Consider the following 21,665-nt stretch of genomic DNA (forward strand, 5'->3'; position numbering starts at 1 on the left):
GTAGCAGCCCGCCGCGTACTGGCCTGACGACCACCTCCCGACTTCCGGATCCAACGCATGTCTTTCTCCCGTCCCAGCGGCCGCACGGCCGACCAGCTGCGCCCCGTGCGCATCGAACGCGCCTTCACCCGTCACGCCGAAGGCTCGGTGCTGGTCAGCTTCGGCGACACCCGCGTGCTGTGCACCGCCAGCGTGGAGAACCGCGTGCCGAACTTCCTGCGCGGCAAGGGCGAAGGCTGGGTCACTGCCGAATACGGCATGCTGCCGCGTTCCACCCACACCCGCTCCGACCGCGAAGCCGCGCGCGGCAAGCAGGGCGGACGCACGCTGGAAATCCAGCGCCTGATCGGCCGCGCACTGCGCGCCTGCGTCGACCGCAATGCCCTGGGCGAACGCACCATCACCCTGGACTGCGACGTGCTGCAGGCCGACGGCGGCACCCGTACCGCCGCCATCACCGGTGCTTACGTGGCGCTGGCCGACGCGGTGAACCTGCTGCTCAAGCGTGGCGACATCAAGAAGCATCCGCTGATCGGCGCGGTGGCTGCGGTGTCGGTGGGTATCTACCGCGGCGAGCCGGTGCTGGATCTGGATTACCCGGAAGACAGCGACTGCGACACCGACATGAACGTGGTGATGAACGACGGTGGCGGCTTCATCGAGTTGCAGGGCACGGCCGAAGGCCATGCCTTCCGCCGTGACGAACTCAACGCCCTGCTCGCACTCGCCGAAAAGGGCGTGGGCGAATTGTTCGCACTGCAACGCGCCGCACTCGCCGGATGAAGCGCCGCATTGCCCTGACCACCTTGCTGGTTGCCGATTACGACGCGGCGATTGCCTGGTACACCGGCGCACTGGGCTTCCAGGTGCTGGAAGACCGCGCGCTCGGCGAGGGCAAACGTTGGGTGGTGATCGGCCCGGGCAGCACGCGCGACGCCGGCTTGCTGCTTGCGCAGCCGGCCGACGCCGCGCAGCAAGCGCGGATCGGCGACCAGACCGGCGGGCGTGTGGATCATTTCCTCTACACCGACGACTTCTGGCGCGACCACGCTGCGATGCAGGCGTTTGGCGTGGAATTTCTGGAAACCCCGCGCGAAGAACCGTATGGCACCGTGGCCGTGTTCCGCGACCTCTACGGCACCAAGTGGGATCTACTGGAGCCCAAGCAATGAAACACCTGGTCCTGGCCAGCGGCAACGCCGGCAAGCTGGAAGAACTGCGTGCCATGCTCGCCGATCTGCCATTGCAGATCGTGGCGCAAGGCGAGCTCGGCGTGGAGGATGTGCCCGAAACCGGGCTCACCTTCGTCGAGAACGCCTTGATCAAGGCACGCCACGCCAGCGCGGTGACCGGTTTGCCGGCACTGGCCGACGACTCCGGGTTGATCGTCGATGCACTCGGCGGTGCGCCCGGTTTGTACAGCGCGCGCTACGCGGGCAGCCCGACCGATGCCAACGCCAACAACGCAAAGCTGCTCGAGGCCATGCGCGAAATCCCGGCCGAGCGCCGCAGCGCGCGGTTTTATGCGGTGATCGTGCTGCTGCGCCACCCGGAAGATCCGCAACCGCTGATCGCCGAAGGCAGCTGGGAAGGCGTGATCACCACCGCACCGCGCGGCACCGGCGGCTTCGGCTACAACCCGGTGTTCCTGGACCCGGTGCACGGTCTGACCGCCGCCGAGATGGACACCGCGCTGAAGAACCGCCTGAGCCACCGCGCAGTAGCGCTGGCCACGCTGCAGCACAAGCTGCACGCCCTGTCACTTTGATCCACGACACGCCGCTGTGCCCGACCTGATCCCGCCGCCGCTCGCGCTGTATGTGCACCTGCCCTGGTGCGTGCGCAAATGCCCGTACTGCGATTTCAATTCGCATGCGGCCAAGGGCGCGCTGCCGTTCGACGACTACGTGGATGCGCTGATCCGCGACCTGGATGCGGACCTGCCGCTGGTGTGGGGCCGCGTGGTGCACTCGGTGTTCTTCGGCGGCGGCACGCCCAGCCTGTTTCCGCCCGAAGCGATCGATCGCTTCCTGCAGGCCGCCGCCGCGCGCCTGCGCTTTGCGCCCAATCTGGAAATCACCCTGGAAACCAATCCCGGGACCGCCGAGCACGGGCGTTTCGACGGGTACCGTGCGGCCGGGGTCAACCGGTTGAGCTTCGGCGTGCAGAGTTTCGACGACGCCGCCTTGCAGCGCCTGGGGCGCATCCATGACAGCGCCGAAGCCGAGCGCGCGATCAAGCTGGCGCAGGACGCCGGCTACGACAACTTCAACATCGACCTGATGTACGCGCTGCCCGAGCAGACGCTGGCGCAGGCCGAGCACGATCTGGAACGCGCCTTCGCCCTGCAACCTACGCACCTGTCGCATTACCAGCTCACGCTGGAACCCAACACGGTGTTCTTCGCGCGCCCGCCGCAAGGCATTCCCGACGACGACGACGCCTGGGACATGCAGGAGCACTGCCAGCGCCTGCTCGCTGCGGCCGGCTATGCGCAGTACGAAGTCAGCGCCTATGCCCGGCCCGGGCGGCAGTGCGCGCACAACCTCAATTACTGGCGGTTTGGCGACTATCTCGGCATTGGTGCCGGCGCGCACGGCAAGATCAGTTCCGGTGCCGAGCAACAGGTGTTGCGGCGCTGGAAGCACAAGCATCCGCAGAGTTATCTGGCCAGTGCCGGCAGCGCAGCAGCGATCGGCGGCGATGAGCACGTGCCTGCCGCGCGGCTGCCGTTCGAATACATGCTCAACCTGCTGCGCTTGCATGAAGGCTTCCGGCTGAGTGATTTCGAAGCCTGCACCGGTCTGCCGGCGCAGGTGCTGCAGGCACCGCTGGCACGCGCAATGGCGCAGGGCTGGCTGGTCGAACAGCATGGCCGCATCGTGCCGACCGAGCTGGGCCGGCGCTTCACCAACGATGTGGTGGAGCTGTTCCTGCCCTGAGCCGGACGCGGGCGGTCGCTGGCGAAACGTGCTACATAGCTCACGCTTCGAAACGAGCCCTGCACGGATGTCCACGCCCGCTTCTTCCCTGCCGCACGCCCTCACCGGCCCGATTGCCGACGCCCCGGTGTCTGCGCGTGGCCGCCGCCTGCTGGCCGCCGTGCATGCGCAATGCGCGCAAACCCTGGGCGGCCCGCTGCGACTGACCATTGTCGAGCTGGAGCGCGAACTGCTGCACCAAGCCGAATTCGCCCGTAACAGCCAGCAGCAGGCCGAGGCGTATGCGCAGATGCGCGGGTTGCGCGAGCATGTGGAGCGGTTTCCGCAGGCGTTCCTGCACCACCTGGCGCAGGCGCTGGCCGAACTGCGTGCGTCCAAGGCCGCTGCGCCAGTGGCCGACGCGCCCACGCATCCGCAGATGTTGACGCTGGTGGAAGACACCGACATCGATCGCGACATCGTGCTCAACGACATCGCGCGCCGCGAAACCGCGCGACGTGCCGGTGTGTTGCAGTTGCTGGCGCAGCGCTTGGCGGTGGTCGGCGCGGTGCCGGAATTCGAACTGGAAGCGGTGCCGTTGGGTCCCTGGGCCTTGTGCCGGGTATTGCGCCACTGCGGTGAGACGCTGGGCCTGAGTCTGGACGGCCAGCTCACGTTGTATCGCGTGTTCGAACGCCAGGTGATCGAGCGCCTGGGCGATCTGTTCGAGCGCATCAACGCCACGCTGGCCCACGAAGGCATCCTGCCGGGGCTGATCTATCACCCCTATCTGGTCAAGCCGACACAGGTGCAAAGCCGCCGGTCCGCTCCTGCTGCGCAGGGCATGACCAAGGACGCGGGCGCGGGCAAGCACACGCCGGCGTCACGGCCAGCCACCGGGTGGAGCGGCCAGGCCGCGCCGACCGCCTGGCAGAGCGCCTTGATTGAACCGTCCGCAGCGTCGTCGCCGGCATCGATTGCAGCGCAGGATCAAGCGACCACACCGGCGCTGGCCGATGCGGTGCAGGCGCTCGGCGGGCTGATGTCGTCCGCGCGCCAGGGCCAGGCGGGTGCAGCGCAGGCAGGCAATAGGCAAACGCCCTCGTCGTCGCTCGCGCAGCCAGGCGCCATGACCGCCGCAGCGGCGGCCGCCGGACACTCCGCCAGCGCGCAGCCGCCTGCTACCGCCGTGCCCAAGGCCGCGCTCAACGCGGCACTGGCCAGCCTGCAAGGCGCCATGGCTGCGCCTGCCGCCGCGCCGACCGCTGCACCAGTTGGCATCGAAGCAATCCAGCGCCAGCTGCTGGACGTGCTGCGGGCCCAGCACGGGCCGCAGGCCGCGCTGTCGGCGCAGGAGACCGACACCTTCGACCTGCTCGGCCTGCTGTACGCGCAGATGCAGCGCGAGGTGCGTGAGCAGACCCCGGCGCAGGCGTTGTTGGCCAAGTTGCAGGTACCGGTCGTGCGCGCCGCGTTGGCCGATGCGCATTTCTTCGTCCGCGACCAGCACCCGGTGCGCGAGTTGCTCAACACCGTGGCCGAGTCCGGCGCCGTGTGGCTGGGCGAAGATGACGTCGACCCGCAGCTACTGCAGAAACTGGGCACTGCGGTCGACAGCATCGTGCATACCTACCAGGGCGATGAAGCGGTGTTCGCCGCCGCCAACGAGGACATCCAGAGCCATCTGCGCACGCTGGCCCGCAAGGCCGAGGTGGCCGAGCGGCGCCATGTGGACGCCGCACGCGGCAAGGAACGGCTGGAATCGGCCAAGCAGCAGGCGCAGGCGCGTATCGAACAGGTCTGCGAGGACGCGGCTCCGCCTCCGCGCTTTGTGCAATCGCTGCTGCGCCAGGCCTGGTCGGATGTGCTCACGCTCACCCTGCTGCGCCAGGGCGAACAGTCGCCGGAATGGGACGAGCGCCAGGCGCTGACCGCCCGGATCGCCGAGGTCACCTGCCGCACCAAGGATCAACCCACCGATACCGCGCTGGGCAGCGAGGTGGAAGCCGCCCTGTTGCAGGTGGGCTACCACGGCGATGAAGCGGCGGCGATTGCGCGCCGCCTTTCCACGCCCGGCGGCGAGGACGCGCTGACCTCGCGCACCGAGCTGACCGCCAAGCTCAAGGCACGCACGCGCCTGGGCGATCAAGGCGACAGCGCGGCGCGCAAGCAGAACGCAGTGCCGCGTTCCCCGGAGGAAGAGGCCTGCTACACGCAGCTGCGCAGCCTGCCGTTCGGCACCTGGTTCGAGTTCGTGGTCAATCAGCAAGGCGATCTGCGCCGGCAGCGGCTGTCCTGGTACAGCCCGATGACCGACCACGCGCTGTTCGTCAATCAACGCGGGCAGAAAGTGGCCGACCATTCGCTCGACGGCCTGGCACGGCTGATGGCCGCCGGCCAGGTGCGTTTGCTGGTCGAAGAAAAATCGCGGCTGATCGATCGTGCCTGGCACGCCACTGTGCGCACGCTGCGCACGCTGGCCGGCCAATCCACTCCAGCGGACGCAGAGGCGCGCGCATGATCCAGGACACCCGCCGCGCCCCACGCCGCCAGCCGACCGACCTGGTGCCGGTCACCGACATGCTCAGCGAGGCGCAGATTGGCCGGCTGGGCAATGTTTCGGAAACCGGGATGCTGCTGCTGGCCTCGGTACCGCTGCACGACGATGCGCTGTACCAGCTGCGGTTCGCCCTGCCCGAGCGCGCCGGCCGCGCCACCGAAATCGACGTCGGCGTGCACCTGCTGTGGTCCGAGGCGGCGCACGCGCCAGGCCGGGCCTGGGCTGGCTTCCGTTTCCTGACCATGTCCGAGCCGCACCGCCAGCGCCTGCGCGCCTGGATTGCGGAAGAGCATCTGGTCTAGCGCCCAGGGGCGTGACGACGCCCGCCGCGTTCGCGCAGAATTGCAACGCCGCAGGTGAGCGGGTCGCGGCAGGCAGATCCACGCTGGCGGCAGCACGCAACCAACTTCCCCAGCGCAGCTCACGCTCGCCGCACCAGGACAGCCTCACAACGATTGCGGCAAAATTGCGCATTGCCTTGCAACGCGATCGAGCCCGTATGACCCAGCCATCCCTGAGCGTCCTGTATTCCGACCACCTGCGCACGCTCACCGCGCGCGCCGACCAGGCGCTGCAGCGTGGCGGCTTCGATCATCTGGTCATTCCCAGCGGCACCACGCATTACCAGCTGTTCGACGACCGCGACTACCCGTTTGCGGTCAATCCGCAGTTCAAGGCCTGGGTGCCGCTTACCCGCATGCCGCACAGCTGGCTGGTCTACACGCCCGGCAAGCGGCCGACGGTGATTTTCTATCAGCCGTTCGACTACTGGCACGTGGTGCCCGATGCGCCCAGCGGCTGGTGGGTGGAGCACTGCGACATCCACATCATCCGCACGCCGGAGGCCGCATTGCCGCTGCTGCCCGCCCGCACCGAGCGCTGCGCCATCCTGGGCGAGGCCGCCAGTGCGCTGGGCGCGTGCGTGCCCAGCAACCCGGCCGCGGTGCTCGACTTCCTGGACTATCAACGCGCCTTCAAGACACCGTACGAACTGGCGGTGATGCGGCTGGCGCAGCAGTTGGCGGTGCGTGGCCACCGCGCCGCCGAGGCTGCGTTCCGCGCGGGCCAGAGCGAGTTCGGCATCCACATGGCGTACTGCAGCGCAGTCGGCCAGGACGCCAACGAATTGCCGTACGGCAACATCATCGCGCTCAACGAACACGGTGCGGTGCTGCACTACACCGAACTCGGCCGGCAGGCGCCGCAGCCACTGCGCAGCTTTCTGATCGATGCCGGCGCCTCGGCACATGGCTATGCCAGCGACATCACCCGCACCTACGCCGCCGATGCCGGCAGCGAGTTCCAGGCGCTGATCGATGCGGTGGATGCCGCGCAGCTGCGCATGGGCAATGCGGTACGTGCCGGCGTGGATTACAAGCAACTGCATGTGGACGCGCACCTGTCGCTGATGGGCATCCTGCACGACTTCGGCATCATCACCGTTTCGCCCGAAGCCGCGCTGGCCACCGGCGTCAGCGCCGCATTCTTCCCGCATGGCCTCGGCCACCTGATCGGCCTGCAGGTGCATGACGTGGCCGGGTTTGCAGCCAGCGATCGCGGCGGGCGCATCGAGCGCCCGGACGGCCACCCGTATCTGCGCCTGACCCGCGTGCTCGAACCGGGCATGGTGGTCACCATCGAGCCCGGCGTGTACTTCATCGACATGTTGCTGGACGAGGTCAAGAAGAACGGCCATGCCGCCAGCGTGAACTGGGACCGCGTGGCGCAGTTCGCGCCGTACGGCGGCATCCGCATCGAAGATGAAGTGGTCTGCACCGACGGCGCACCGGAAAACCTCACCCGCCCGGTGTTTGCGGCGCCGTGACCATCAAGGATCAGTCCGTACGCGAGTCGGTGCCTGATATTCCGACAGCATCGATTACGATGCTCCCATTCAATAGCGCGATAGCCAGATCGCGCTGAATCTTGTGTGGGCAGCGGCCGCTACATGCCGGTAACACCCACAGCACATCGTCCAACCCCTGCCAGTTCGTGCCAGACGATCAGCTTTTGCAACCCGCCTGCGCCCGCAACGGAGGTTGCGGGCGCAGGCGGGCTATCCTTAACCGGCATAATGCTTTCTTATCGGGAGACCATTCTCCGCACGAATACTGTTTTCGGAAACACGCTCTGAAGCATACTTTCCGAGCCCAGTTGCACGCAGCTCTTCTTTGCCAGACTTACTTTTCGGATCAAGACGGTCACCACCGTGCTTGAAGTCTCCTGACATGATGTGCTTTGCATGAATCAACTCGTGCGCAAGCCCCACAAATGCCTGTTCTGCATATTCGGAACTTTGCCCCTGGGGACGGCCTTCACTATCGACCATCAAACCAACACCAGGGCTCCAGTTCACTGTTGCGTTGGTACCTTCGCCCTTACAGAAGCGACCTTTTGTGATGAGGCCAAGTTCTACAGCAGCCTCACCTTCCGATTCACGCTCTCCGTATTTTCTTCTTTGTTTATCGGTAAACACCGCACCTGCGCTTGGAGCAGGATTCCAGGGAGGCGACTCATTGAGCAAGACCTTTTTTCCACGCGCAGCCAAAGGCTTCAAACCTTCAAGCAAGTGATTCCCTGAGGGAGTACTTTCAATCTTGGCCAAGGCAGCATCCACCCGATCCGGGTAATCCGCGCTGCGATAGCGATTTATTTCAATAGTCGGATGCCGCGTCGATATTGTCATAGTCAATTCAACCTTCGGGGGAGTCAAACAATCCGACGTCGGAAAGCACCTCATCCCGGCAGGCGAAGATTGAAACTAAAATGCGAAAAATCTCGACTTGTTACTTCAAGCGCAAAACGATTGGTGAAAATCTCGATACACTCATGTCTCGATCGGTCAACCTATCGCCAGAAATCAGCCGATCAGCACGACACTGCTTTCAGACATTGAAAACAACTTTCATCGATTGAGAGTTTGTCTGCAGTCACGTGCGTCTAGCACAACCACCGCTCTCCATTGGCATTTCCTATTCCCGGTTTCCTCCAGCCATCGCCCCCTGGATTTCGTCGGCGCTGCGCGCCAAGGCATCTGTGAGCACGCGGTGGCCGTCGGCGGTGATCAGCACGTTGTCTTCGGTGCGGATGCCGATGCCGCGCCACTTGGCGTCCACGCTCGTATCGTCGGCCGAGACATACAACCCAGGCTCGATGGTGAACACCATGCCCGGCTCCAGCAGGCGTGACTCGCCCGCGAGGCGATACTCGCCAACGTCATGCACATCCAGGCCAAGCCAATGGCCGGTCTTGTGCCGATAAAAGCGCTTGTAGTGCCCTTCGGCAAGGTTGCGCTCCAGCGTGCCTTTGAGCAGCCCCAGGCGCAGCAACCCTTCGGTCAGTGTCTGCACCGCCGCCAGGTGACCGGCCTCGTAGGCAATGCCCGGTTGTGCCTGCGCCAGGGCGGCCGCCTGCGCGGCGCCGACCAGATCGTGCAGGGCACGCTGCGCCGCGCTGAAGCGGCCGTTGACCGGGAAGGTGCGAGTGATGTCGGCCGCATAGCCGCGGTATTCGGCGCCGGCGTCCACCAGCACCAGCTCGCCATCGCGGCTGCGCGCGTTGTTGGCGCGGTAATGCAGCACGCAGGCATTGCTGCCGGTGCCGACGATGCTGCCGTACGCCGGCCACGCATCGGCGGCGCGGAATTCGCGTTCGATCTCGGCCTGCAGTTGATATTCGTGCAGGCCCGGGCGTGCCAACTGCATCGCCGCGCGATGCGCACGCACGCTGATGTCGGCGGCCTGCTGCATCAAGGCGATTTCGTCGCGTGACTTGAACAGGCGCTGCTCGTGCAGCAGATGCCCCAACTCCAGGAATTCATGCGGCGGTTGCGCGCCATGGCGCACCTGCTCGCGCACCCGCTTGAGCCAGCCGATCAGCTTGAGATCGAAATCCACATCGCGGCCGAAGTGGTAGTAGACGCGGCTGCGTCCTTCCAGCAGGCCGGGCAGGATCTCGTCGACATCGTCGATGGGGTACGCATCGTCCATGCCGTACTGCGCCACCGCACCTTCCTGGCCCGCGCGCGGGCCGTCCCAGGCCTCGCGCTCGGCATCGCGCTCGCGGCAGAACAGGATCGCCTCACCGTGCTTGCGCCCCGGCACCAGCACCAGCACCGCCTCCGGTTCCGGAAACCCGCTCAGGTACCAGAAATCCGAATCCTGCCGGTACGGGTAATGGGTGTCGTGGCTGCGCACCCGCTCCGGTGCCGCCGGCAGGATCAGGATGGCCTGCTCGCCGGCCATCTGCATGAGCTGCTTGCGTCGGCGCGCATACTCGGCTGCGCCGATGCCGGTGAGCTTCTTCATATCGTGCGGCGGTCAGTTCAGGCGTTGGCGAAAACGCGGCCCCATCACGCAGTCGCCATGCAGCAACAGCACCGCCACGCGCACGAATTCCTCGATCTCGGCCAGGGCGGTGTCGTCTTCCTCGGCGGTATCGAAGTCGTCGCTGGACGCCTGCGCGAGCCGGGCCAGATCCTGCAGCGCTTCTTCGCCTTCTTCGGACAGTGCCGGGCGCTGCTGCGCCGCCAGGCCAAACCCGCCCAGAAACGCGCGGCACCAGTCGAACAGCGCGTCGGTGCGGGCCGGCAGCGGCGCGCCGTCTTCGGTCAGCAGCAGTTCGAAGGCAAAGTCGCGGTCTTCCAGCTGCGCCACGGTGGCCTGCCGCATCTGGTCCAGGGCGCCGCCCTGCGCGGGGGCCACCTGCGCGGTGTCGGCCAGGATGCGCGCCAGCCAGTCGGCACTGTCGGCGCCGCCGCCGGACAGCCAGCCGCACAGGCCGCCATGCAGTTCCGCCGCGGAGTAAGCCAGGTCCAACTGGCGACTTTCGTGTTGCACAGCGGCTACATCGGGCAGATCCATCAGGTCATCCAGGCTGAGTCGAAAAGATGCCGGCCCAGGGCCGGCGATATGACTGCCCAGTGTACCAAGGCACCCGCCGCTCGCCCCACTGCCATGTTCCATGCCGCGTTCCACGCGACGGGTCCGGTGGGCCGTCAACGCTGCGCCAGCCCTTGCGGCGGCTGCGATTGCGGCGTTTGCGGCCGGCGCATGCAGGCGCTTGACCGGCGCGCGCACGCGCCCCTATCGTGGGCGGATGGACAACGCCGCCGCCCTCGCCCAGCTCCGCGCACTCGCCGCCCGTGTGGAGGCGTTGGTGGAGCGCACCCAGCGGCTCACCGACGAAAACCGCAGCCTGCGCCACCAACAGGAACAGTTGATCGGCGAGCGCGCGCAGTTGCTGACCAAGAACGAACAGGCACGCTCGCGCGTTGAGGCCATGATCGTGCGATTGAAGTCACTGGAGCAGCACACGTGAGCAACGAGCCGGTCAGTGTCCGTATTCTGGATCGTGAATACACGGTGGGCGTCACCGCCGAGGAACGCGAGAGCCTCACCGCCGCCGCGCGCCTGCTGGATCTGCGCATGCGCGAGATCCGCGGCAGCAACCGCATGGCGGCGGTGGATCGGGTCGCGGTGCTGGCCGCGTTGAATCTGGCGCATGAGTTGCAGCAGTTGCGCGAGCAGCAGGCCGTGTACGAACGCGAGCTCACCAACACGCTGGACAGCATGAATCGGCGTCTAGATGGCGTGATCGATACACCGCGTTGAAGTGCAATACGCACTGTCATCGCAAATATGAATCTCCAGGAACGCATTACCGACGAATGGGCTAGCCATCGGGGCGCGGAGGTCTATAATTCACCTGCGTTCTCTGCTGTGAACGACGGTGTGCAAAACATTCGCCTTGTCCCTTAATTACGACCACGGGGGCGCGACGAAGCCGGGAGTGCAAGTCCGCCTTGTAGCGGGAAGCCCGATGGCCTCACAACGTCCCCACTTGAACCCCGGGTTCAAGGTCGTTTCGCACACATCGTCATGGCGGAGAATGCAATTTTTCTGAAACGGCGCCTTCGGGCGTCGTTTCTTTTTGTGCGTTGTCCAATGTCACGGGCGCACGCGCTCCGCGATGTGGTGACGCACTCACTGGTGTTCAATGCGCTCCGGCGAATCACGTGGCCTGCGCCGCCTCGCACTCCCGCAACCGGGTGCGACCGCCGACCGCACCTCCACGCGGCACGCTGCGATCGGCTATCCACGCAGCACCGCGCAGCTAGGCATGCGCGCGCCCGCGGCCGACAATGCCTCTTCCCTTTGCGCCGAGATCACGATGTCCGACGACCGAGATGCGCTGCGTCAGCAATTACGTGCCGCGCGGCGCAGCCTGCCGGCTGCGCAACGCCTCGCCGCCGCCGACGCGCTGGCCGAGCGCTTGCTGGCGCTGCCGTTTGCACCGCAGCAGGGCGCGGTGGCCGGCTACTGGGCGATGGATGGCGAGATCGCGCTGCACCGCTGGCAACTGAGCCTGCCACCAGGCGTGCGCTATTGCCTGCCGGTGCTGGACGGGCGCGTGCTGCGCTTTGCACCGTGGAAGCCGGGCCAGGGCCTGGTCAGCAACCGCTATGGCATCCCCGAGCCAGACGTGGACCGTGCCGACACGTTGGGCCCGGAAGACATGGACCTGGTGGTGACGCCGTTGACCGGCTTCGACGCCGCCTGCGGGCGCTTGGGCATGGGGGGCGGCTGGTATGATCGCAGCTTCGCGTTCCGGCATCGCCAGGCGCCGCCGCCCTGGCTGGTCGGCGTGGGCTTTGCCGCGCAGCAGGTTCCCGCCTTGCCCGTCGCCACCTGGGACGTGCCGGTGGATGCCATCTGCACCGAACACGCCACCTTCCTGAAAGACGACACCGTTCCCGCATGACTGCCCGCAAGCGCTATTGGCTGATGAAGTCCGAGCCGGACACGTTTTCCATCGATGACCTGGAACGCGTTGGCACCGAACCGTGGAACGGCGTGCGCAACTACCAGGCGCGCAACTTCATGCGCGATGGCATGCAGGTCGGCGATGGAGTGTTCTTCTACCACTCCAATTGCAAGGTGCCGGGCATTGTCGGCATCGCCAAGGTGGCCAGCACCGCCTACCCGGACGAGACCCAGTTCGATCCGGCATCCGACTATCACGACCCCAAGGCCAAGCGCGAAGACCCGCGCTGGATGCTGGTGGACGTGGCGTTCGAGCGCAAACTCAAACGCACCATCGCGCTGGACGAGATCAAGCAGCATGCCGATGCCCTGGGCGACGGCTTCCCGCTGATCGCACGCGGCAACCGCCTCTCCATCCTGCCGGTGACCGCAGCGCAGTGGAAGTTGCTGCTGGCGATGGAGTAGCCGGGAGTAGAGATTCGGGATTTGAGATTTGCAAATCCCGGCTCAGCCCAGCCGCTCTTGCGATTCCCCAATCCCGATTCCCTAATCCCGAGCTCTTACCCATGTCCGAAGCAAAACGCCTGGCCGCCGAGAAGGCGATCGATTACGTGGAAGACGGCATGATCGTCGGGGTCGGCACCGGCTCGACGGTGGCGTATTTCATCGACGCACTCGGCCGCATCGGCCATCGCATCAAGGGTGCGGTGTCCAGCTCGGAACAGAGCACCGCGCGGCTGCGCCAGCACGGCATCGAGGTGCTGGACCTCAACCACACCGGCACGCTGTCGCTGTATGTGGATGGCGCCGACGAGTGCGACCCGAACCGCTGCCTGATCAAGGGTGGCGGCGCGGCGCTCACGCGCGAGAAGATCATCGCCGAGGCGAGCGAGCGCTTCATCTGCATCGTCGACCCGAGCAAGCAGGTGCCGGTGCTGGGCAACTTCCCGCTGCCGGTGGAGGTGATCCCGATGGCGCGCAGCCTGGTGGCCCGGCAGATCCTGGCGCTCACTGGCGGGCAGCCGGTCTGGCGTGACGGCGTGGTCACCGACAACGGCAACGTGGTGCTGGATGTGCACAACCTGCACATCACCGATCCGGTGGCGCTGGAGCGGAACTTGAACCAGATTCCCGGCGTGGTCTGCGTGGGCCTGTTCGCGCGCCGCCCGGCCGACGTGGTGATCGTCGGCGGCGAGCCACCGCGCGTGCTGTAAGCACAGCCGCATGCGGCCGCAGCCTGGGCACACCACAGGCTGCGGCCACAGCCGTGCGATGGCCGAACCGGCTTGACGCACGCTGGCGCTTGGCAGAAGGTGCGCGCTCCCCCTCCAGCGGTGCATCGCCCATGCGTCTTTTCCATCTGTTTGGCCTGGCCCTGTTGTTGGCGCTCAGCGGTTGCGCCAGTGCCGGCAGTTCCTGGGTGGAGCTGGCCGGCACCCGCTACAGCGTGGAGCTGGCGCAAAACGATGCCGACCGTGCGCAAGGGCTGATGTTCCGCGATGCCATGCCGGAAGACCACGGCATGCTGTTCATCCACGACAGCCAGACGCCGCAGGCGTACTGGATGAAGAACACCAAGATCGCGCTGGACATCCTGTATTTCGACAACCAGCGCCGGCTGGTGTCGCAACAGCGCGACGTGCCGCCGTGCTCGGCCGGCGATGCCTGCCCGCCCTACCCCAGCAAGCAACCGGCGCGCTACGTGCTCGAGCTCAACGCCGGCCAGGCCGCCAAGCTCGACCTGCGTGACGGGGCCGAGCTTGTTTTCAGCCCGGATATTCCCAAGCTGAAGTGATTCACAGCGATGTGGTGTCTCCTGTCAGGAAGTGCCGGACTTGAACCCCGCGCCGCTTGCCGACACTCTTGTCGTCATGGTCGACATGCTCCCACTTCCCCATTGGACCGCGCTCGCCAGCCTGGACGACGACGCGGTGCCGCTGATGTCCACCGCGCTGCTGATCGCGCGCGACGAGTATCCGCAGCTGGACGCCGAGCTGTATGACACGCTCGTGCAAAGCCATGTGGAGCACTTGCGGCGCGAGGTCGACGCAATCGATCTGTGGCCGCTGAAGATGGCCGCGGTGAACCGCTACCTGTTCGACGAGCTGGGCTACTCGGGTAACCACGACGAGTACTACGACCCGCGCAACAGCTACCTCAACGAAGTGTTCGAGCGCCGGCTGGGCAACCCGATTTCGCTGGCGATGGTGCAGATCGAAGTCGCGCGCCGGCTGGGCATTCCGTTGGCCGGGGTGTCGTTCCCAGGGCACTTCCTGGTGCGCCTGCCGGTAGACGACGGGGTGCTGGTGATGGACCCGTTCAACGGCGGCCGCCCGCTGGGCGTGGACGAGCTGCGCGAACGCGCGCGCCCGCATCTGGGCGGGGAAATCCCCGACGACCGCGCACTGGCGCAGATCCTGGACCCGGCGCCGCACCGGGCGATCCTGATCCGCATCCTGCGCAACCTGCATGGCGTCTACGCCGATGCCGAGCATTGGGACCGCGCCGCCCGTAGTGCCGACCGCATTCTCAAGCTGGTGCCGGACCAGCCCGAAGCGCTGCGCGATCGCGGGATGGCGTATCTGCACCTCGGGCACCGCAGCGGCGCCCGCCACGACCTGGCGCGTTACCTGCAGCTGCACCCCAGCGCGCAGGACGCCGCAAGCCTGCATGAGCACCTGGTGGAATTGAACAGCCAGCGCTCGCGCGCGCACTAGGTACGCACTGCGCACTACGCACTGCTCAGCGCTGCAGGGCACCGCAGGCAGCATCAGGCCGGTTGCGCAGACGCCTTGCGGCGCTGCGCATGCAGGCTCAGTCGATCTCCACCATCTCGAAATCTTCCTTGGTGACGCCGCAGTCCGGGCAGGTCCAGCTGTCGGGCACGTCTTCCCAGCGGGTGCCCGGTGCGATGCCTTCTTCGGGAATGCCGTCGGCCTCGTGGTAGAGAAACCCGCAGACGACGCACATCCAGGTGCGGTAGGTGGTCGTGGATGTCTCGCTCATCGGATAATCGCGGTCACGCAACGGTGGGGCTGCATTGTCCCATCCCACCCACCGCTTTCGGAAGCGCTGCCATGCCGACCCTCCAAAACGCCCGCGGCGTCTACCTGATCACCCCCGACACCCGCGACACCGCGCAGTTGCTTGCGCGCACGTTGCCGCTGCTGCCGCACATCACCTGGTTGCAATACCGCAACAAGCAGGCCGATGCAGCGCTGCGCCTGGCCCAGGCCACCGCACTGCGCGCGGCATGCACCGCGCATGGCGTGCCATTGATCATCAACGACGACGCGGCACTTGCGCAGCAGGTGGGCGCAGACGGTGTGCACCTGGGTGAAGACGATGGCGAGGTGGCGGCAGCGCGCGCGTTGCTAGGCGCCTCGGCCATCATCGGGGTGTCGTGCTACGACGAGATCGAACGCGCGCGCGCAGCGGCGGCGGCCGGTGCGAACTATGTGGCGTTTGGGGCGTTCTTCCCCACCACCACCAAGGTGACCACGCGCCGTGCCACGCCTGCGTTACTGCACGAGGCCGCTGCGTTGGGATTGCCACGTGTAGCGATCGGCGGCATCACGCCTCCGCAGGTGCCTGAGCTGGTGACTGCGGGCGCCGACTTGATTGCGGTGGTCAGCGGCGTGTATGCGGCGGCGGACCCGGTCGCCGCAGTGCAGGCGTATCGCGCAGGATTTGCGCAGTAGCGCAACGAGTGTGAAGCGCTGAGATTTTTATCTCAGCGGTGTCATCCGTTTCAAGACAGCAAGATCTCTTTCGCCGCAGTGCTTGGCTTGAAACGCCAGATGCGTCGCGTGCGCGGTGCCCCCACCGCCCGCGCGACACACCGTGAGTCCGCCCGTTGAGGCTCGGTGGCGGCATCCATGCCGCCACACAGTCCCGCAATCGGCGAGGACACCGCACCAGGACGTTGGTCGGTAGCCGGATCAAAAGCTGGCTGCCTCGCAAGTTGCGTAGGCTTGCTGGCATGGTTCGCAGAACACGCTAGCTGACGAACTAAAAGCGCGTCATGCCCTGCTGGCAACCATGCATACCGACCATCTCGACTGGTCCTTGCCCGCCTACCGTCGCGGGACCTTACGCGGCATGGATGCCGCGTAAGAGGCTACATGGACGTACTTGCGCCGTGTCCCGCGATGGTAGGCGGGCAAGGGCCCTGCAGCCAAACCGCAGATCAACCGCTCTGCAAGTGATCTATCCGCATCATCCACCCCACTCGAGACAAGCGAATGATCGAGTCGTCGCGTCGGATAGATGCAGGCAACAGCGCAGTGGGCCGGGGACGCGCTGCCCTCGCCGACCCAGAACGTTGGTCGACCCGGTAAAAAAGTCGCGCGCGTCGCGCGTCTTATTCAGACGATTGAAGCTGGTCAGAGCCCCATACCGCGCAAAAAAAAAGCAGCGACGCGTGCCATTACGCGTCGCTGCTGGTTTTGCCTCCGTCGCCTAACGCAATTAGAAGTCGTAGCTCAGCGTCACCCGGCCCGAGCGCGGCGCCTGGTAGGCCACGACCTGGTCCCAGAGGGGATTGGTGGTGTTGTCGGGCAACTGCGAGAACGGGTAGATGTTGGTTGCGGTCTGCTCGTTGGTGATGTTGAACACATCAAAGCGCAGCGCCAGCTTGCCGTCGGCGAAGGCCGGCTTGTAGGTCACGCCCATGTCGAGCTGGGCGATCCAGCCCAGGCGGCCCTGCGAGCCCGGCGGCGATGCACTGCCGGTGCCTGTTTCCGGGTTGTAGCAGTAGTGATACGGCCCACCGGTGATCGCGCTGCCGCCGTAACCGGCCGGATCGCGACCGCTGTACTCGGTGCCGTAGTAATTGCCCAGGCAGTTGTGCGGTGCGCCCGAGATCAGGCTGAAGTTGGCCGACGCGCCCCATTGCGGGGTGAACTGATAGAAGCCGAACAGCTTCAACTGGTGGCGGTGATCGTTGGACTGATCGCCATTGAAGTGCTCCATCAGCGCCGCGTGGTCCCAGCTCTGCGTGGTCGAGACCGAGGCCTGGCCCTGGTAGCTGCCCAACGCGCCGCCGGTGCGCCACAGGTCCGAACGCACCTGGCCTTCGGTGGTGCCGTAGCTATGCGACCACACGTAGTTGACCTTGGCGTACCACTTGCCGTCGAACGGGCGCTCCAGGTTGAACTCCACGGCCGAATAGTTGCGCTTGAACTTCGGGAACCCGGCCGCCTCGCGGCTGACCGAGATTTCATGGAACTGGCCATCGGTGCCGATCACGCCCCACTTGTTGGTCTGGCCGGGGTTGATCAGCGAGGCGCCGGCCACCTGCGAGAAGTCGATGGTCACGCCCTGCGCGGCGGCGGCATCGATCAGCGCGGTGTTGGAGACGTCGTAGTTCTGGTCGTCGATGCCGGCATTGAGGCGGCGGTGCGTGCCGCGCACGCCGAACACCCAGCCACTGTCCAGCTGCTTGCTCAGGCCCAGGATGATTTCGTCCTGGTTTTCGCCCTCGATATCCTTGACCACGGCGGTGCGCACATCGGCGATGCGGCCGAAACGCGAATTGGCCGAGACCGCCGACCCCAGTTGCTGCGCCAGCACCGGCGTGCCATCGGCGTTGATGCCGCTGTAGGTGTAGTAGGTGTCGGTGGTGGTGGCCGGCGTGAACAGGCTCACCGCCGACAACGGCAGACCCAGGCAGTAACGGCCGATGTTGCCGAACACCTTCAGGCTGGAATCGCCGTTGACGTCCCAGCTGAAACCCAGCCGCGGCGCCCAGGCGTTGTCGACTTCGATATAAGGGTCGCCGAACGGGGTGTAGTTGGTGAACTCGTCCTTGCGCAGGCCCAGGCTCAGCAACAGGTTGTCGGTGACCTGCCACTTGTCTTCGATGTAGTAGGCGCGCTGCTTGGCCTCGTAGGAGTACAGGCTGGTGTTGATGTTGCGCACCACGTAATAGCCGCTGGAGCCGTTGACCGGATCGACCAGGCCCGGGCTGGGCGCGCCGATGCCGCCAGCCTCGTTGGCCGACTGGCTGACCAGGCCGCCAGTCGCCAGGCCGTTCGGATCGTTGGTCTGCCCGTAGGTCCACGCGTAGCCGGGGCCGGAAAGTACCGAGCCGACGTCGATGCCTTCGGATTTCTGGTTGTCGATACCGAAGTTGAGCGTGTGGTGGCCCACGCGCCATTCCAGATTCAGGCGCTGGTTGTCTTTTTTGTACTCGCGGTCGGGCGAGCTGACCGAGGTCACCAGCTGGTTGCCGATGCGCGGCGTGCCACCGGTGTAGGCCGGATTCTGCAGCGCGGCGCTATTGATCACCGGGCCGCCGGCCGGGTCGTAGTTGAAGGCGGTCAGTTCATCGGGCGTGCGCATCTTGCCGTACAGCGCGGTCACGGTGAGGTTGTCGCCGATGTAGCCGGTGTACTTGCCGGTGAACAGCGTTGGGCCGGTCTTCCAGGTGGATTCGTTGGTGAAGTAGCTGCCGCGTTCGCGCGCCAGATAGTCGTACCGGTAGATGGCGCCGTTGGTTTCGGCTTCATCGCTGGCACCGGTCACCTCGATCAGGTGGTTGTCGGTGATGTTCCAGTCCACCTTGGCGTACCAGCGCTTCTGCTTGTAGTCGTAGTCGGTCAGGCCGCCGGTGCGGCCGTTGTCCGAGTCGCGGTTGGTCGCGGTGCGGGTGCCGTCGGAATCCACCTGCTCGGCGGCCAGGAAGAAGAACAGCTTGTCCTGGATGATCGGGCCACCGACATAGGCGCTGTAGGTGGTCTGGTTGGCTTCGGCTTCGCTGGAGGGCTGGTACAGGCCGTTGGCTGCACGCGCATAGCGGTATGCGGCATTGTTGACGGTGCCGGCCTGTGCATCCGGGCGCCAATAGATGTCGCGCTGGTTGGTGCGCAGGCCGTTGGGTTCCCAGATCACCGCGGCGCCGAACTTCCACTCGTTGGTGCCGCGCTTGCCGATCTGGTTGATCACGCCGCCGTTGGAGCGGCCGAACTGCGCGCCGTAGCCGCCGGTGAAGATTTCCTGCTGGTCGATGGCGCCGTAAGGCAGGGTCAGGCCGCCCAGGTTGTTGCTGATGGCGGTGGTGTTGAAGCCGTTGAGGTAATAGGCGTTCTCGCTGGCGGCCGAGCCACCGAAGCTGGGCAGCGAGCCGCCGAGCGGGCCGTTGTCGAAGCCGCCGCTGTTGACCACCACACCCGGCGCCAGCAGCGCGATCGCTTCGGCGGTGCGCCCCAGCGGCAGCTGCGCCAGCTGCTCGGAAGTGACCACGGTGCGGGTGTCCACGCTGCTGACGTCGATGGTGGCCAGGCTGGCGGCGTTGACGGTGACGCTATCCAGCGTCTGCACGCCGCTCCCCGCGGCAGCAAACGACACATCGGTATTGGCGCCCACCGTGATGCCCACGTTCTCGCGCGTTTCCACCACCGCGCCATCGCGCTTGACGGTGACCTTGTAGGTGCCCAGCGGCAGGTTGCCGGCGGTGTAGCGGCCGCGCGCGTCTACCGGCACTTCGCGGCTGAAGCCGCTGTTGTTTTCGACCAGTACGGTGGTGCCGACACCTTCGCCGACACTGCCGACGATGCTGCCGGTGGTGGACTGCGCTTGCGCGCCGCCGAGTGCAACGAGCAGTGCCACTGCCAAGGCACGTCTCTGGATACTACGGTTCATGCTCTCTCCCCGGGGTTTGAAACGGTCGCAAGGCGACCAACGTGGCAACGCCGGACGCGGCGTTGCCAGAAACACTGTGTGAAGACGTGGACCGCTCGCCAATGACCTGCCGCCATCAGCTCATGCCCAAACGTCGCGGCCGCTGTCGCATTCGATAATAGGCAGCGCACCTGCCCGGAAATTTGGCCGCAACGGGTAGGGATGGCCTTGGTGGGTAGGCGGCGGGCGGCCGAAGCCTGACAATGGCCGGCGCGTCGCCCCGCTCCGGGTGCCGACGCCCCACCGGCACCACTCAAGGATCTGCGCTCATGAACCACTCCCGCTCCCACGCCCTGTTTTCCCAGGCGCAGAACCTGATGCCCGGCGGCGTCAACTCGCCGGTGCGTGCGTTCAAGTCGGTGGGCGGCGAGCCGTTCTTCGTCGCGCGTGCCGACGGCGCGTACCTGTTCGACGTGGATGGCAACCGCTATATCGACTACGTGGGTTCGTGGGGGCCGATGATTGCCGGCCACAACCACCCGGCCGTGCGCGAAGCGGTGGAACGCGCCATCCGCGATGGCCTGTCGTTCGGCGCCCCCTGCGAGGCAGAGGTGACCATGGCCGAAACCATCACCCGGCTGGTGCCGTCCTGCGAAATGGTGCGGATGGTCAATTCCGGCACCGAAGCCACGCTGTCGGCGATCCGCCTGGCGCGCGGCGCCACCGGGCGCAACCGCATCGTCAAGTTCGAGGGCTGCTACCACGGCCACGGCGACTCGTTCCTGGTCAAGGCCGGCAGCGGCATGCTGACCCTGGGTGTGCCCACCTCGCCAGGCGTGCCGGCAGGCCTGAGCGAGCTCACCGCCACGCTCAGCTTCAATGATTTCGAAGGCGCCACCGCCTTGTTCGACGAGATCGGCGCCGAAGTGGCGGCGGTGATCATCGAGCCGGTGGTCGGCAATGCCAACTGCATTCCGCCGCAGGCCGGCTACCTGCAGCACCTGCGCACGCTGTGCACCCGCCACGGCGCGCTGCTGATCTTCGACGAAGTGATGACCGGCTTCCGTGTGGCGCTGGGCGGCGCACAGGCGCACTACGGCGTGACCCCGGACCTGACCACCTTCGGCAAGATCATCGGCGGCGGCATGCCGGTGGGCGCCTACGGTGGCCGCCGCGACCTGATGGAACAGATCTCCCCGGCCGGCCCGATCTACCAGGCCGGCACCTTGTCGGGCAACCCGGTGGCAATGGCCGCGGGCCTGGCGATGCTGCAACTGGTGCAGGAACCGGGCTTCCACGCCCGCCTCAGCGAGACCACCAGCCTGTTGTGCGAAGGCCTGGAAGACGCCGCCCGCGCCGCGGGGGTAGCGGTGACCACCAACCAGGTGGGCGGCATGTTCGGGCTGTTCTTCACCGACCAGATCGTGGAGAACTACGCCCAGGCCACCGCCTGCGACGTGACCACCTTCAACCGCTTCTTCCACGCGATGCTGCAGCAGGGCGTGTATCTGGCGCCATCGGCCTACGAGGCGGGCTTCCTGTCCAGCGCCCACGATGAGGCCGTCATCGAGGCGACCCTGGCCGCCGCACGCGAGGCATTTGCCGACGTCATGCGCTGAGCCCGGGCGCGCGGCTGTGACCTGGTCCCACCTTTGCTTTTGTCTTGTGGCTGTCATACCTTGCTGACAGGTGCCAAGGGATGGGCATGGGTGGGGACCCACGAAGCAGCGCAGTGCAGCCGATCTCACCGTTCGCGGTGATCACCGCGCCGTCGCCGCTGCTTCATCGTGTTGCGCG

General features: G+C 66.1%; 21 protein-coding genes and 1 other RNA gene. 17 read left to right on the top strand and 5 right to left on the bottom strand.

Annotated elements, in window-relative coordinates:
* Positions 1-57: 57 nt before the first annotated feature.
* From rph to pepQ, 7 genes are all read left to right on the top strand, one after another.
* Positions 58-783, top strand: a complete 726-nt coding sequence (gene rph, locus ACD584_RS10665) for a ribonuclease PH (protein WP_040940728.1) — start codon at positions 58-60, stop codon at positions 781-783.
* Positions 780-1,172, top strand: coding sequence for a VOC family protein (locus ACD584_RS10670; RefSeq protein ID WP_076037115.1), 393 nt, complete (start codon positions 780-782; stop codon positions 1,170-1,172). Before rph ends, ACD584_RS10670 begins: the two co-directional genes overlap by 4 nt.
* Positions 1,169-1,768, top strand: coding sequence for an RdgB/HAM1 family non-canonical purine NTP pyrophosphatase (gene rdgB / locus ACD584_RS10675; protein WP_040940726.1), 600 nt, complete (start codon positions 1,169-1,171; stop codon positions 1,766-1,768). The genes ACD584_RS10670 and rdgB overlap by 4 nt, the downstream gene beginning before the upstream one ends.
* Before the next feature lie 16 nt (positions 1,769-1,784).
* Positions 1,785-2,942 carry a radical SAM family heme chaperone HemW gene (gene hemW, locus ACD584_RS10680; RefSeq protein ID WP_019237300.1) on the top strand — a complete coding sequence of 386 codons (1,158 nt, stop codon included), beginning with the start codon at positions 1,785-1,787 and terminating at the stop codon, positions 2,940-2,942.
* A 67-nt stretch (positions 2,943-3,009) separates the two neighbouring features.
* Positions 3,010-5,442, top strand: a complete 2,433-nt coding sequence (locus ACD584_RS10685; RefSeq protein WP_076037116.1) for a DUF1631 domain-containing protein — start codon at positions 3,010-3,012, stop codon at positions 5,440-5,442.
* Positions 5,439-5,783, top strand: coding sequence for a PilZ domain-containing protein (locus tag ACD584_RS10690; RefSeq protein WP_040940723.1), 345 nt, complete (start codon positions 5,439-5,441; stop codon positions 5,781-5,783). The genes ACD584_RS10685 and ACD584_RS10690 overlap by 4 nt, the downstream gene beginning before the upstream one ends.
* Before the next feature lie 197 nt (positions 5,784-5,980).
* Positions 5,981-7,306, top strand: a complete 1,326-nt coding sequence (pepQ, locus tag ACD584_RS10695) for a Xaa-Pro dipeptidase (RefSeq protein WP_076037117.1) — start codon at positions 5,981-5,983, stop codon at positions 7,304-7,306.
* Between the two features lie 237 nt (positions 7,307-7,543).
* Here pepQ and ACD584_RS10700 read toward each other — a convergent pair whose 3' ends face one another.
* The 3 genes from ACD584_RS10700 to ACD584_RS10710 all read right to left on the bottom strand — a co-directional run bounded on the left by ACD584_RS10700 (position 7,544) and on the right by ACD584_RS10710 (position 10,343).
* Positions 7,544-8,221 carry a type III secretion system effector protein gene (locus ACD584_RS10700; RefSeq protein ID WP_337998632.1) on the bottom strand — a complete coding sequence of 226 codons (678 nt, stop codon included), beginning with the start codon at positions 8,219-8,221 and terminating at the stop codon, positions 7,544-7,546.
* A gap of 232 nt (positions 8,222-8,453) precedes the next feature.
* Positions 8,454-9,788: an aminopeptidase P N-terminal domain-containing protein gene (locus ACD584_RS10705; RefSeq protein ID WP_076037118.1), complete on the bottom strand. Its 1,335-nt coding sequence runs from the start codon at positions 9,786-9,788 to the stop codon at positions 8,454-8,456.
* Positions 9,789-9,800: 12 nt separating this feature from the next.
* Complete coding sequence (locus tag ACD584_RS10710; RefSeq protein ID WP_076037119.1) at positions 9,801-10,343, bottom strand: YecA family protein; 543 nt, start codon at positions 10,341-10,343, stop codon at positions 9,801-9,803.
* A 235-nt stretch (positions 10,344-10,578) separates the two neighbouring features.
* Here ACD584_RS10710 and ACD584_RS10715 point away from each other — a divergent pair, with 235 nt between their 5' ends.
* The 8 genes from ACD584_RS10715 (at position 10,579) to ACD584_RS10750 (ending at position 14,962) form a co-directional block, all read left to right on the top strand.
* On the top strand, positions 10,579-10,800 hold the full coding sequence (locus ACD584_RS10715) for a TIGR02449 family protein (protein ID WP_011038363.1): 222 nt from the start codon (positions 10,579-10,581) through the stop codon (positions 10,798-10,800).
* Entirely contained in the window at positions 10,797-11,093 is a 297-nt protein-coding gene (locus ACD584_RS10720; RefSeq protein ID WP_076037120.1) for a cell division protein ZapA, read from the top strand. Before ACD584_RS10715 ends, ACD584_RS10720 begins: the two co-directional genes overlap by 4 nt.
* Before the next feature lie 97 nt (positions 11,094-11,190).
* Positions 11,191-11,374: non-coding RNA, 6S RNA (gene ssrS / locus ACD584_RS10725), on the top strand.
* Positions 11,375-11,652: 278 nt separating this feature from the next.
* Entirely contained in the window at positions 11,653-12,243 is a 591-nt protein-coding gene (locus ACD584_RS10730) for a 5-formyltetrahydrofolate cyclo-ligase (protein ID WP_076037894.1), read from the top strand.
* On the top strand, positions 12,240-12,710 hold the full coding sequence (locus ACD584_RS10735; protein WP_042597592.1) for an EVE domain-containing protein: 471 nt from the start codon (positions 12,240-12,242) through the stop codon (positions 12,708-12,710). The genes ACD584_RS10730 and ACD584_RS10735 overlap by 4 nt, the downstream gene beginning before the upstream one ends.
* A gap of 101 nt (positions 12,711-12,811) precedes the next feature.
* On the top strand, positions 12,812-13,459 hold the full coding sequence (rpiA, locus tag ACD584_RS10740) for a ribose-5-phosphate isomerase RpiA (protein WP_014508842.1): 648 nt from the start codon (positions 12,812-12,814) through the stop codon (positions 13,457-13,459).
* Between the two features lie 131 nt (positions 13,460-13,590).
* Complete coding sequence (locus ACD584_RS10745) at positions 13,591-14,040, top strand: DUF192 domain-containing protein (RefSeq protein WP_076037121.1); 450 nt, start codon at positions 13,591-13,593, stop codon at positions 14,038-14,040.
* A gap of 40 nt (positions 14,041-14,080) precedes the next feature.
* Positions 14,081-14,962 (top strand): SirB1 family protein, encoded by an 882-nt coding sequence (locus ACD584_RS10750; protein WP_014508844.1) that lies wholly within the window; start codon positions 14,081-14,083, stop codon positions 14,960-14,962.
* Positions 14,963-15,059: 97 nt separating this feature from the next.
* On the opposite strand, the gene ACD584_RS10755 is transcribed toward ACD584_RS10750, so the two are convergent.
* On the bottom strand, positions 15,060-15,299 hold the full coding sequence (locus tag ACD584_RS10755) for a rubredoxin (protein WP_161962035.1): 240 nt from the start codon (positions 15,297-15,299) through the stop codon (positions 15,060-15,062).
* Between the two features lie 23 nt (positions 15,300-15,322).
* On the opposite strand from ACD584_RS10755, the gene thiE reads away from it, so the two are divergent.
* Positions 15,323-15,946: a thiamine phosphate synthase gene (gene thiE, locus ACD584_RS10760; protein ID WP_076037122.1), complete on the top strand. Its 624-nt coding sequence runs from the start codon at positions 15,323-15,325 to the stop codon at positions 15,944-15,946.
* Between the two features lie 769 nt (positions 15,947-16,715).
* On the opposite strand, the gene ACD584_RS10765 is transcribed toward thiE, so the two are convergent.
* A complete protein-coding gene (locus ACD584_RS10765; protein WP_175611676.1) occupies positions 16,716-19,889 on the bottom strand; it encodes a TonB-dependent receptor domain-containing protein in 3,174 nt (1,057 codons plus the stop codon).
* Between the two features lie 308 nt (positions 19,890-20,197).
* Between ACD584_RS10765 and hemL the strand changes: the two genes are divergently transcribed.
* The gene (hemL, locus tag ACD584_RS10770) at positions 20,198-21,487 is read left to right on the top strand and encodes a glutamate-1-semialdehyde 2,1-aminomutase (protein ID WP_076037125.1); all 1,290 of its coding nucleotides are present in this window, start codon (positions 20,198-20,200) and stop codon (positions 21,485-21,487) included.
* Positions 21,488-21,665: the final 178 nt, after the last annotated feature.

The sequence above is a fragment of the Xanthomonas sp. NCPPB 2922 genome (assembly GCF_041520885.1).
Lineage (GTDB): Bacteria > Pseudomonadota > Gammaproteobacteria > Xanthomonadales > Xanthomonadaceae > Xanthomonas > Xanthomonas campestris.